At 31.3% G+C, this 12,827-nt stretch carries 18 protein-coding genes; all 18 read left to right on the plus strand.

Going from position 1 to position 12,827, the window contains the following annotated elements:
• Nucleotides 1-941 (plus strand): c-type cytochrome (locus tag A3EE_RS21200; protein WP_211208922.1); only part of this gene is annotated, 941 nt, incomplete at its 5' end.
• 195 nt (nucleotides 942-1,136) lie between these two features.
• A complete protein-coding gene (locus A3EE_RS0105885) occupies nucleotides 1,137-1,718 on the plus strand; it encodes a hypothetical protein (RefSeq protein WP_157446903.1) in 582 nt (193 codons plus the stop codon).
• Between the two features lie 188 nt (nucleotides 1,719-1,906).
• Nucleotides 1,907-2,419: a hypothetical protein gene (locus A3EE_RS0105890; RefSeq protein ID WP_018342512.1), complete on the plus strand. Its 513-nt coding sequence runs from the start codon at nucleotides 1,907-1,909 to the stop codon at nucleotides 2,417-2,419.
• A 213-nt stretch (nucleotides 2,420-2,632) separates the two neighbouring features.
• Nucleotides 2,633-3,511, plus strand: coding sequence for a hypothetical protein (locus A3EE_RS0105895; protein ID WP_018342513.1), 879 nt, complete (start codon nucleotides 2,633-2,635; stop codon nucleotides 3,509-3,511).
• A gap of 189 nt (nucleotides 3,512-3,700) precedes the next feature.
• A complete protein-coding gene (locus A3EE_RS0105905) occupies nucleotides 3,701-4,600 on the plus strand; it encodes a hypothetical protein (protein ID WP_018342514.1) in 900 nt (299 codons plus the stop codon).
• A 193-nt stretch (nucleotides 4,601-4,793) separates the two neighbouring features.
• Nucleotides 4,794-5,396 (plus strand): hypothetical protein, encoded by a 603-nt coding sequence (locus tag A3EE_RS0105910; RefSeq protein ID WP_018342515.1) that lies wholly within the window; start codon nucleotides 4,794-4,796, stop codon nucleotides 5,394-5,396.
• A 162-nt stretch (nucleotides 5,397-5,558) separates the two neighbouring features.
• On the plus strand, nucleotides 5,559-6,005 hold the full coding sequence (locus tag A3EE_RS0105915; protein ID WP_157446904.1) for a hypothetical protein: 447 nt from the start codon (nucleotides 5,559-5,561) through the stop codon (nucleotides 6,003-6,005).
• A 167-nt stretch (nucleotides 6,006-6,172) separates the two neighbouring features.
• A complete protein-coding gene (locus A3EE_RS0105920; RefSeq protein ID WP_018342517.1) occupies nucleotides 6,173-6,559 on the plus strand; it encodes a hypothetical protein in 387 nt (128 codons plus the stop codon).
• Between the two features lie 224 nt (nucleotides 6,560-6,783).
• Nucleotides 6,784-7,386 (plus strand): hypothetical protein, encoded by a 603-nt coding sequence (locus A3EE_RS0105925; RefSeq protein WP_018342518.1) that lies wholly within the window; start codon nucleotides 6,784-6,786, stop codon nucleotides 7,384-7,386.
• Between the two features lie 281 nt (nucleotides 7,387-7,667).
• Nucleotides 7,668-7,901 carry a hypothetical protein gene (locus tag A3EE_RS0105930; RefSeq protein WP_018342519.1) on the plus strand — a complete coding sequence of 78 codons (234 nt, stop codon included), beginning with the start codon at nucleotides 7,668-7,670 and terminating at the stop codon, nucleotides 7,899-7,901.
• On the plus strand, nucleotides 7,883-8,185 hold the full coding sequence (locus A3EE_RS0105935) for a type II toxin-antitoxin system RelE/ParE family toxin (protein ID WP_018342520.1): 303 nt from the start codon (nucleotides 7,883-7,885) through the stop codon (nucleotides 8,183-8,185). Before A3EE_RS0105930 ends, A3EE_RS0105935 begins: the two co-directional genes overlap by 19 nt.
• 255 nt (nucleotides 8,186-8,440) lie before the next feature.
• Nucleotides 8,441-8,971 (plus strand): hypothetical protein, encoded by a 531-nt coding sequence (locus A3EE_RS0105940; RefSeq protein WP_018342521.1) that lies wholly within the window; start codon nucleotides 8,441-8,443, stop codon nucleotides 8,969-8,971.
• Nucleotides 8,972-8,973: 2 nt separating this feature from the next.
• Nucleotides 8,974-9,138 carry a hypothetical protein gene (locus A3EE_RS21805; protein WP_018342522.1) on the plus strand — a complete coding sequence of 55 codons (165 nt, stop codon included), beginning with the start codon at nucleotides 8,974-8,976 and terminating at the stop codon, nucleotides 9,136-9,138.
• Nucleotides 9,139-9,386: 248 nt separating this feature from the next.
• Nucleotides 9,387-9,743, plus strand: coding sequence for a hypothetical protein (locus A3EE_RS20080; protein ID WP_018342523.1), 357 nt, complete (start codon nucleotides 9,387-9,389; stop codon nucleotides 9,741-9,743).
• A gap of 105 nt (nucleotides 9,744-9,848) precedes the next feature.
• On the plus strand, nucleotides 9,849-10,724 hold the full coding sequence (locus A3EE_RS0105955) for a toxin-antitoxin system YwqK family antitoxin (protein ID WP_018342524.1): 876 nt from the start codon (nucleotides 9,849-9,851) through the stop codon (nucleotides 10,722-10,724).
• Nucleotides 10,725-10,969: 245 nt separating this feature from the next.
• Entirely contained in the window at nucleotides 10,970-11,425 is a 456-nt protein-coding gene (locus A3EE_RS0105960) for a hypothetical protein (RefSeq protein WP_018342525.1), read from the plus strand.
• Between the two features lie 188 nt (nucleotides 11,426-11,613).
• Nucleotides 11,614-12,102, plus strand: coding sequence for a hypothetical protein (locus A3EE_RS0105965; protein WP_018342526.1), 489 nt, complete (start codon nucleotides 11,614-11,616; stop codon nucleotides 12,100-12,102).
• Nucleotides 12,103-12,270: 168 nt separating this feature from the next.
• Nucleotides 12,271-12,648: a nuclear transport factor 2 family protein gene (locus tag A3EE_RS0105970; RefSeq protein WP_018342527.1), complete on the plus strand. Its 378-nt coding sequence runs from the start codon at nucleotides 12,271-12,273 to the stop codon at nucleotides 12,646-12,648.
• Nucleotides 12,649-12,827 lie beyond the last annotated feature (179 nt).

The raw sequence follows: 12,827 nt of genomic DNA on the forward strand, positions 1-12,827 counted from the left end.
AGTTAGCTGCTATTTTAAGTAACATCACACTTATGAAATTAAATCTAATACTATTTATAGTTTTAATGTTTTTAATTATAGCATTCAATTCCTTTACAAGTAGTCAAATTGATAGACGAATTACATTAACTTCTGTTGATACAACAAAGAGTTATTTGACTCTATATGGACAGTATGTTTATAATCGAGAAAAATGTTTTAATTGTCATTCATTAAATCAAACAAAAGACCCTAAAATAATAAGCTTGGATGGATTAGCTAATAAATACCCAAAGAGTTGGCATTATTGGCATTTGGTGGATCCTACTATTGTTGTTGTAAACTCAAAAATGCCTTCATTTTCCATTCTATCATATAAGATTTTTAATAAGGATTCTATAGATAAAATCATTCATGAAATTTCTCTTGAAGAATGGGATAAAGAACTTGCAGAATCAAAATTGATTAATGCTGAATTGAATTCAAATGGTATAGAGGTAAAGGAAAATTCAGAAATTATAGCATTAATTTCATATTTAGATAATATTCAAGAAAGTGAAGAATTAAAATTAATTAGAATAAAACAGCACGAGGAAACTTTAATTCAAAATAAACTCGATGACAGCTTATGGGCACGTTCAGAATTTCTAATTAATCAATCAATAAATGAAAAACATAGTTCAAAAAAAGGACAACAGGTTTTCAGTATAAATTGCACAGCTTGTCATGGAAGACAAGGCGAAGGCGGTGTTGGTCCAAATTTAACCGATAATTATTGGTTACATGGTAGTAGTAATGAAAATATTGCGAATACAATAATAAATGGTGTGCCAGATAAGGGGATGATTGGTTGGCGATATGAACTTACTCCGAATGAAGTTGGATATCTAGTATCCTTCTTAAAATCAATTAAAGGAACTAATCCTCCAAATGCAAAAATGCCACAAGGAATAATTGAATAAACACCAGCTAACAATAAGTAGCATTTATTGTAGACTTCTTTGATAATATTAATAGCGGTGCTTTCAAGTCCGCACGAAATAATTAAATTTAAAAGGTTGTGCGGGTTCGGTGTTAAGGAAATCTTGGCGCTTTCAAGACCTACAACAAATGCAACCACAAACGTTAGCGGTTATAGCAAAACGACAAATACGACCATGAAAAAACTTTTTTTATTCGGACTTATTAATCTTCTTTTAATAAGTTGTTTTTGGGATGAACCAACAAACACGACACATTTAGTAAAAGACTTTAATTTGGGTTGGTGGGCGGAACCTCGATATCAATCATTGTATTTGAATTCTAATCATAACGAATACGGTGGTGGAGTAATAATTTCTGAGACAGTATTTGCGATTGGTTTTGACGATAATTTTATTATTGCTAAACAACATCCAAATAATGATGATACAATTTCATGGAACAATATCAATGAATATAAAACTTGGAAGTTAGATAGTATTCCATCAGACACACTTGGAGAACAACAGAGTTATGTAAAAATAAATGGTGAATGGCATGGAATTAGTAATGGCAGGAATACACACCGTGACTTATTTCCGGATAAAAAAATCACATACTATTACATCGTTGACACAAGAGATTACGATACACAACAATGGAGCTCTAAAAACAAAGTTCACAAGTTTGAGAATGAGAATGATTTTAAACAAAGTAGAAAAAAACTAGGTGTACCTGATAACTTAAATTTTACTATTGTAGATAAGGAATTGGAATAAAGGAAAGCCACAAACCGCTAACAATGTATTGTTGTTAATGCAGGTTTACATTCAAGGATATTTCAGTGCATCAAACCCGCATAAATAATTTGTATATTAAAGCATGCTTTCGTTTGTTTAAGTGGAAAGATATAAGGACTAACACCTGCATCAACAAACAATACTAACCGTTATAAGCAAGTTTAAAAATGAACTTTATACCTTACGATAAAATACTTTTGACAACCAGACAAGATGTTCGTTTTGTTCAGGAAAGATTAATAGAAAAGACAGAAAATTGGCAGAATGGATATTTACGACTATATAAAAATTTGAGTGAGGGACAATATTCAGATCCAACAAAATTTGAATTAAAAAAAACTAAGAATAAATTCACATTGAGACGAATTAATGATAGGTATTCAAACAATGGTTTAAGACCTATTGTTAAAGGAAAAATTGCTAATGAAAACGGGACAACCAAGATTCATTTAACAATTAGACAGAGTTTTCAAACTATTTTATTTTTTGGTTTTTGGTGTTTCATTACATTATTTCTTAGTTTATTAAGTTTTAATACTAACAAGGGCATCTCGATAATTGTTTTTTTGTTTTTTGTAGTTGGCTATTCAATGTGCCTTTTTGGTTACAATACAGAAATAAAATATTACAAAAGGTTTCTTTTAGATACATTCAACTTTGATAATACGATAGATAAATAGATAAAATAAAACTAGCTTATAACAATACATACAATTTATAGCGGTTCGTTGGTTAGGAAACAGTAAAGCTCTTTCCTACTCCGCCAAATTCCTGCGGAATTCTGATGGCAAAAATATAATATGATTTTCCGCAGCAATTTGTCTACTCTGTTACTTTAAAGTTATTATCTTTAAATACCGCTACAAATTGCATAAACCCCGTTATAGCCAATTATGAAAAGAGTCATTTTAACCATATTTATACTTGCTAATAATATTTTGTCCTTTTCTCAAAAAAATGAAAGGCTTGAAATACCAGCGGGATTAAATGCATTTAAATTTGCCGATATTATAGAATCAAAATATGAAAATGGCAAAGTAAAAAAATCTACTCAAATCGAAATCTATGGTTTTGACGATAGAAAAAATTTAATCTACAATATCGATTCAAAAGGACTTTATTTAGAGTATAAATATGATTCTACTAATAATTTAACCGAGGAGTTTTTTTATGAAAAATTTGATTCCATAGGTAAAAGAATTCCTTCTTCAAAATGGAAATATGAATATGAAAATGGTTTGCGAAAAAAGATAATTCGATACAAATACTCTTATGGTACATGGAAATACGAAGAAACTGTAACAGACCAATACCTTTTAAATTCAATCGGACAGATTATAGAGCATAAGTACTTTGATAGCGAAAACAAAATTAAAGAAATTGTATACTCATATTATCTTGACCCATTACCAATTCATAATAAATATTTTGATTTCAATGACGAAGGAAGAATTACAAAATACTATTGCAGAAAAGAAGTTACAACAGATTCATTAGGAACCATTAAGGATTCAACTATATACAATTATGATACTGATTACAACATAATTAAACAGATAGAGTATACAACAAACAGTTCTACTCCAAGAGTGGAAACATATAAATATGACAAATCAAAAAATATAATAGAGGAAACACTATATATTGGATTTGTTAACCAATATTTCACAAAACGCCTCTTTGAATATAACAAGGAAGGGTTTGTAACCAAGTATACTTCGATAAATTCGAATGGAGATGTTAATTGGATAAGGATATATCAATACAAATAACTGGCTATAACAATGTATTGTTGTTAATGCAGGTTCGTATTCAAGGGTATTTCAGTACATCAAACCCGCATGAATAATTTGTATATTAAGGCATGCTTTTGTTTCTGTTTGTGGAAAGATATAAGCACTAACGCCTGCATCAACAAACAATACTAAACGTTGTGGGTAAGTTAGTGAAACCATTAAGCTATGACAATAATTGAATATTTAGAAAAAATAAGGTTTGATAATTTCAAGCTGTACTATCGAGAGCATAAGTATTCAGAATATACATTTATTGATAATGTTCACAAATCTGAATTGCTAAAACAATATCAACATATTGAAAACTCAATTCTGTCTTCAAATTGTGTAGTAAATAATACATTTCAACAAATTGCTACTTCATCAAATAAGGCAGAATTAATTCATGTATTCGAAGACCTTGAGCAAACTTTTTTTCCTTCTAGAAAGAATACTGTTTATAATGTAGCAATAGTCTTAGAATGTGAAAAAACTATTGTAGGAGGTATTAATATTGATATACGAAATCGAATATCCAAAAGTATTGACGAAGATGTATTATTTATTTCAAATTTAAACGTCGAAAGATTAATAGAAATTTACAATAAGTACAATTGTCAAATAACAAAATTCTACTTGCCTCCATCAATACCAATGATCGATAATTGGAGAAACTATGAATTTCCAGAGGAGTTTGGATTTAATCCAGCCTTTGGAGTTTTTGAAACACGAATTAATTCAGGTCTAATGTGTGATAACTTTGTACATGCTAGACTCGAAATTTCACCAATTAATGGTAGTGTTACTCAAGAACAAATTAAAAGGGTTTATGGAATTGAAGGTAGAAAACATAGTATTAATAATTATTTGTTAGATAACTTTTGGCTATCATATAATTCTTTAAAAGGAGATTACGAATTACCTGAACTAACTGATAAAAAACAGTTAATGTACTTTGTGAAAATGGATGGATATATTGTTCCTGAAAATGATGATGAGCCCATTACTATTTCATTTCGCACTTGGGATCAAGAGCATGGACAGACAGTTTATTTCTACAACGAAAATAGAATTGAATTCGAATAACCTACCCACAACAATAGGTAGCATTTATTGTAGGCTTCTTTGATAATATTGATAGCGGTGCTTTTAATTCCGCACGAAATAATTAATTTTAAAGGTTGTGCGGGTTCGATATTTAGGAAAGCGCAGCGCTTTTAAAGCCTAAAACAAAAGCCACCAACCCCGTTGTGCGTCACTTTATGAAACTCGAAACTGAATGAGAATTCCAACTGACATATTAGAAGTAAACAGACAGAAGCTTCTGAACGCTTTTCCGGTTGAATTAAATGAAGATGTTGAAATTGTCGTGAACTTTTTGCTTGACAAAAACTTTGACATCCATCCAACAGACGAGCAAGAATTAATATTAGATGGACACAAAATAAAAATTCCAAGGCGAGTTTATTTTGACAATCCAAAAGAAACAACGGGAGATAATTTGACAGTTAGGCAAAAAAACATTTTGGACTGTATTTATTTAAGACATCATAACGGATTTGTTAGACAACAGAGATTAGAAAGATTAATTGATAACGAAGAAGACTACTTTGTAATTCCTTATATTTTTCAACTTTTAGGAGAGTATGTAATGGAAATTTTAGAAGTTGCGGACAAGCATATTAACGATAAGACAATTAATAACTATTTGAAATTTTTTAATGAAAATCCAAAATACAGACAACAGACAGAAAGTAGAATGGTAAGTTATTGGGACATTTATTATAGAAGAGCAAAATACAAGAAATTAAACGAATATGTTGGACGACAAATATTTAACAGAATAAATAAAAGCGAACGCATAACAACAGCTTATAATTAGTGCAAGTTCGGTTTTAAGGAAACTTCAGTTCGTTACAACCGCATAAATGATTTGAATATTAAGGCATGCTTTCAGTAGTGGTGCGGAAACTGATTAGCATTAACATTTGCACCAATTACAAGCACAACCGTTAGCGTTCATTATATAAAAAAAACAGAATCTATGAAACTTATATTATTTTCAACAATGCTATTTTTATCACTTTTGTCATTCGGACAAAGTACTGTTTCTATAAAAATCAAATTAGATGAAACTTCTGTAGATAGCCTCACGAATGATTTAGTAGTTAAATTGAAATTTAAAAATGAAAATGACACTTTGACAATTAATTCTATAGGAGGGAAAATAAATATGCCTTGGATTTATAAGGATATTGTTTTTTTTGAAGTCTTTTATAAAGGATATTTTGTAAATATGACTGAGTATGCAGCTCAAGTTGAAGGAAAGTCATTGTTTAACGAACGTATTCGTAACTGGTTTATCACGATAGATAATTTTCCATATTCAGCAATTACAAAGCAGACATTTCCCAAGATTATTAAACCTGAATATTCATTTATAATCAAAACTGATAAATATTATGATTTTAATGGGATGGGGAAAAAATAACAGCACGACAACAATAGCTAGTAATTAGGGTAAGTTTAGGAAACTTCAGTACATTCAAACCGCATGAATATTTGAATTATAAGGCATGCTTTCAGTAGTGGGGAGGAAATCGTTAAGCATTAACATTTGCCCCAATTACCAGCACAAACGTTACCTGCAATTTTACGATGCATATCCCATACGAAATAAAATTAGGACACATCGCAGACTTTAAAGTAGAATATAGATTTTATTCAAAAGCTGAAGGTGGAAGAGAAACCATTCCATTCCAAGGATATCGTTCAGATTTTTGGTACGAGCATGTTGATAATGTAACTAATTCGATTTTTATGATTTGGCCAGAATTTGAAAATGAAATCGGTGAAGTTATTATTGAATCAGAAATTTTAAATGTAGGTGTAGCAAGAATGTGGGTGATTGACCCTCAAAGACGAGATTACCATAAGGATAAAATAAAGCTTGGAATGACAGGATATTTTATGGAAGCAAGTAGAAAAGTTGCAGAATGTAAAGTAATAGAAATTTTAGGTCTGCATGATAATCCTGTCACTTAATGCATTTACAGAAATAAAAACAGGTGGTAATAACAAGTAGCATTTATTGTAGGCTCCTTTGATAATATCACCAGCGGTGCATTTAAGTCCGCACAAAATGATTAATTTTAATTGTGTGCGGGTTTGGTTTTGAGGAAAGCGAAGCGCTCTTATAGCCTACAACAAACGCCACCATAAACGTTAGCGACTATATTTTCGAACAGTCTTCACTTCAAAAATTAATAATGGGATTATTTTATTTTCTGAAATTTTTCAAATCTAACAAAGTCTCGACAACAAACTTTGACTCTAACGAGTATGTTCCAGCCTTTTGGGAAGACGATTATTGTCAAGTTGAGATTGTTCCTTTTGAAAATAAAGCATTCATTTTAAAACAAACTAGACAAATTGATGAATTAGCTGGCAAATCAAAAAATAACTATGGCTTTTCAGAAATATTTAGCCGTGATGAAATGTTGACTGCCACAATATCAAAAAAAATCAGAATTGATTATTTAGAAAATACTCTAACTGCATTTCAGTTTCAAAAAGCTAAATATATTCGATACGATAAAAGCACAATTCTCAATTGTGAAACGGGAAAAACAAAAGCATTTGGGTTTTCAAACTTTACGATTTTTTTTGACACAGAAGACGAATTGGTAAAGAATATTTGGATTGATATCGGGCTTATAGTTTCTGTGAAGCAATTTGACTTAATTGAATCAGCTTTACATTCCTTAGGACAAAAATGTGGCTTGATACTAATTGATTGGAATAGTTTAAAGCTATTTGACCTTACAGACAAAACGCAAATTCAAAACTATTTGATGAGGATGTTTAAATAATACAGTCGCTAACAACAAGTAGCATTTATTGTAGACTTCTTTATTAATATTAATAGCGGTGCTTTCAAGTCCGCACGAAATAATTAAATTTAAAAGGTTGTGCGGGTTTGGTGTTAAGGAAATCTTGGCGCTTCCAAGACCTACAACAAATGCGACCAACACCGTTATGTGTCATTCAATGGATCAATCAACCTTATTTCTCTAAAAAATGATTTTTTTAGCACTTTAGTCATCTTTTTAGCATAACTTTTCGTTATATTTATAAATAAACCAAGAAATATATGACTTCTATAGACTTAAAAACCAAGCTAATAGAGATTATCAACGAGATTGAAGATGTTGAATTTCTTGAAGCTATCAAAACCATCCTAGATACGAAATCAGTAAATCACTATGCTCTTTCGGATAAGCAGAAGGAAAGTATTGAAGTAGGCAGACAGCAAATCAAAAACGGTGATTTTTTAAAAAACGATGAAGTTTTTTCCGAACTAAAAGAATGGATCAAAAAGAAGTAATTTGGTCAATAAAAGCCAAAGAAGAATTATATAATATTCTTGATTTTTACATTAACAGAAACGGCTCCCCTACTTATAGTCTGAAATTATTATCCGACTCAGAAGACATCACCCAATTGCTAAAAAGCAATCATTATTTAGGAAGACTCACTGAGAATCGAATAACTCGTGTGATAGTGAAGGACGCATATTTAATTTTTTATGAAATAGGCAAAGACTACATTGAAATTATTTCATATTGGGACAATCGACAGGATTCAGATAAAAGAATAGACAGAGAATAAGATAAGAACGCCACATAACAACAGGTAACATTTATTGTAGGCTTCTTTGATAATATTAATAGCGGTGCTTTCATCCGCCACGGCGGACCGCACAAAATGATTAATTTAAATTGTCTGCGTGTTTGGTATTGAGGAAAACTTTGGCGCTTTCAAGGCCTATAAAAAATACAACCAACACCGTTGTGCACTATACTTCGGAACCATATTTGACCATTCAAACTTGATTAATTCATTGATTTTTTGTAATTTAACTAAGTGAAAAAGACATCAGAAAAAGGGCTTGACTTCATTATTGATAAACTGACTAATTCAATTGAGAATGTCGTTACAGAGGATAGCTTCCCTACAGATATTACTTTAATTTCAAGAGAGGATTTGAAATTAATCACGAAAACCAAAGGGTGGCTTTTCAACTGGAAAGAAGAATTTAAAGAACCTGCAAGAGATATTTACAAACTTACTATTGTCAATAATCCAAAAGTAATTCAAGGATTGGTTAGTTTAGAAGTAAAGCAGGATCACGTTTATATGCATCTTGTTGAAAGTGCTCCATTCAATAAAGGCAAGAGTAAAATGTATTCAGGTGTTCCTGGAAATTTAGTGGCATTTGCTTGTAAATTATCATTTCAAAGAGGGCATGAAGGTAATGTTTCATTTCTCTCAAAAAATCAATTGATTGAACATTATCAAAACTCATTAGGTGCAAAACACTTTGGTGGTAGAATTATGATAATAGAAACTTCATCAGCTCTTAAACTGATTGATAAATACTTTAAAAATAGTTAGACATGAAAACTAAGAAAGAAAAACTGGAAGTGGATTTCATAGGCGGACAAGGAGCTTTAACCAAGTCTGAAGAAGATGCGTTGAGCGCATATTTTAAAAAGAAAAAATCGAAATCAAAAAAAATAATCATTTCTACAAATAAGAAATCCAATAACGCTACTGCTTGATTTTTATAAAGCACAGTGCACAACAATACATACAATTTATAGCGGTTCGTTTGTTAGGAAACAGTTGTGCTCTTTCATGCTCCGCCAAATTCCTGCAGAATTCTTATGGCAAAATAGAATGTAATTTTCCGCAGCAATTCGTCTACTCTGTTCCTTCAAAGTTCTTATCTTTAAAGACCGCTACAAATAGCATATTAAACGTTGTGCACAATGCCTGAAGCTATAAACCACATAGTAAAATTATAAAAATGGATTTAGAGCCTATACCCTACTTTTACGATCCGATTAATCGAAATGCAATTTTGGTTAGACCTAAAAAGCCATTTTTTGATTGGGTAAATAATGTTTTTAAAGATGATGAACCAATATCAGAATTAGAGGAATGTAACATTTATCTGATTCGAGAGATGGATAGTAATGATGCAATTCAAAAATGGTTAAAGAAGAATTTTGATAATATTTTCATAAATGAATTGAATGACTGGTACACCGAAGAAGATGTATGGCCTTCCAATAGAACCTTTAAAATGTTTTCAGAATGGTTCGACGTCGAATTACATTCGATGATTTTAGATTTAGAGAAGCTACCTATCATTAAGAATTAAGAGCTTTGTTCTTTTTGATAGATATGCAATGTGCCTAACAACAAGTAGCATTTATTTTAGGCTTCTTTAATAATTTTAAATTCGGTGCTTTCAAGTACGCACAAAATGATTAATTTTAAAAGGTTCCCGCTGAAGGGCGGGATAAATGGTGCGAGTTTGGTGTTAAGGAAACATTGGCGCTTTCAAGGCCTAAAACAAAAGCAACCACAAACGTTACCAACAATTAAAATGAAAAACTATATTCTACTTTTACTACTAGTCTTTTTTTCATGCTCGCAAGTTGCGAAACGTAAAACCATTGAAACTTTTCCCCAAGGACAGTTAAAAAAAGAAAAAGTATATCCTAATTCGGATGATACATTAACTTATACTGAAATTACTTACTTCCTGAATGGAAATGTAAAGACAGCGTTTGATTTTTATAACGGAAAATTCAATGGGAAATTGATTGAATATCATGAGAATGGCAAAATAAAATTTGAAGGACAAACTGTAATGAGTGATTTCATCGGCGTTAAACTTAATTATGACATTGATGGCAATATTTGCCAGGTAGATAGTTTATACGATAAATGTTATAATAAAAATTGTTGTTGCGATGGTGTTATAACTAAATTTTATTCGAATAGGCAAATAAAGGAAAGGTTTATTAATCGTTCTGGTTTAGTTAATGGTGATTATAAATCTTATCATTTAAACGGACAAATAGAAGTAAGTGGTCAATTTGAAAATGATAAAGAAGAAGGTCTTTTTAAGTATTGGAATGAGTCAGGCTATTTGGAGAAGGAAGTAAATTATCACAATGGATTGATTCACGGAGAAATTGTAGAGTATTATAAACATAAATATAATATACATGGCAATTATGTGAATGGTAAAGAAGAAGGAAGTTGGACTTATATTGACAGTTTAGGAAATGTTTTAAGAACTGATATATACAAGAATGGCAAATTGATAAAGCCGGGAGAAAAAATCAATTAAAAACTGGTAACAATAGGTAGCATTTATTGTAGGCTTCTTTGATAATATTAATAGCGGTGCTTTCAAGTCTGCACAAATTGATTAATTTAAAAAGGTTCCCGCTGAAGGGCGGGATAAATGGTGCGGGTTCGGTGTTAAGGAAATCTTGGCGCTTTTAAGGCCTATAACAAAAGCCACCAACACAGTTATAGGACATTTTAAAGGACGACATAGTAGGTAATTAACAAAAAAAATAATCATTAAATATGAAAAAAACGACCTTAATCTTATTGACAACATTTTTGGGGCTGTCTGCTTCAGCACAATTTGTTGCAAAAATGGAAGTTAAAGAAGACATACAAGGCATTTGCGACAAAAACGAAGTGTATGCTCTCTTCCCATCTTTTAAAGGACAAGAAGAGGCTATTTGTCCTGTGACCAAAGAAGAAATTTTGCAAAAGCTGAATACGGAAGTTTCATTTCTCAAAGACAATCCTAAGTACAAAGACACAGGAATGATAGGGTTAATAATTAATTGCAAAGGCGAAGTTGTAAAATGCAAAATGGACAACAAGACTAAAAGTGCGGAATTAGACAAACAAATTGAAATAGTTTTTAACTCTTTAGGTTCTTGGAAAGCTGGAAAATTAAATGGAAAGGAAGTAGATACATCTAAACTATTTAGCTTTAAAATAAAAAATGGAAAATTCACTTTTGACTAGACAATAAATGACCAAAGTTCGAAAAGAACAAAACGCCCTATAACACAGTTTTTGCGTTGGTGGGCGAACAGTGCGAATAAAACATTTGAGCAATTAATAAACTTTGGTGCTGGCAGACTGTTTACGGTTTCAAAAGCCTACCCTCGCAAAGCCCGAAACCGTTATAGCACATTATAAAAAATACCAGCATGAAAAATATACTTCGATACTTTTTGTTTGTACTAATAATTACAGCTTGCAGTAAAAAAAATAGCCTAAAAGAATTAGAGAAATTCCAAACTACATCTTTATTAATTACTTTAACGATTAATGACACAATCGCTGATAAAGATAATATTGATAAGAACTTTAGAATTTCTACATTCTATAAAGGAGAAAAATTATCATTTTATCCCTCAAATGAAAAAATAACTTTGCCAATTTTTGATACTATTCCTGAGTTTGATATAGAATACGAAGATTTAAGAACGGAATTTAAAGGGGATATGCCTAAATATGAAGGGAAGCATATATTTACAAAAAAGGCTAGCAAGATTAACCTGATAGTTGATACACATCCTTTTGATTCAACTTCAATTTCTAAGTTCAGAAACAGAACATTGACTCCGAAAAACTATTTTATGTTTATCGAAACAAATTCTATGGGATGGAATTGGAGAGCTTTAGAAGAAAAATAACGTGCCATAACAACAGGCAGCATTTATTGTAGGCTTCATTGATAATATTAATGGCGGCGCAATTTGGCGCTCTCAAGGCCTACAACAAAAGCTACCACAAACGTTAGCGGTCAGGTAACAATGAACATCTGGGAAGACTACAGGAGCAAAAAAATATAACAAAAATAAATGGGCGCAAGAAAACTAATTGACCCAACTTTTGCCGAGCATTTTGCGGAAGAATGGATTGCAGGTTGGAACGAACACGACATTGAAAAAATACTATCGCATTACACCGAAGACTTTTCTGTGGACACGCCATTAGCAATAAAAAGATTGCCAGAAACAAAAGGTCTTATACAAGGCAAGGACAACATCCGTGCATACTGGGGTAAAGCATTAGAAAACAATCCCAGTCTTCAATTTAGACTAATAGACATTTGTTGTGGAATAAATTGTTTGGCGATTTATTACGAAAGTTTGTCAATACAGAAGCAAGTAGTAGAAAATTTATTTTTCAATGACGAGATGAAAGTTGAAAAAGCAATAATGATGTATTCAAAATAATAAAACAAACCCAATGAGCAAGTAAAGTGTGGCGACAGAACAAACACAACGAAAAAATCGAATTGACAAATACCCGAACCGCTAACAATTTATATAAATAATAGGCGAAAAGAAAGCAAAAACAAGGGTTCTGACTCGTATCAAAGATCTTGTTCAACCGAAAGCTTGGTGCTTCGAAT

Source organism: Cytophaga aurantiaca DSM 3654 (assembly GCF_000379725.1).
Classification (GTDB): Bacteria; Bacteroidota; Bacteroidia; order Cytophagales; family Cytophagaceae; genus Cytophaga; species Cytophaga aurantiaca.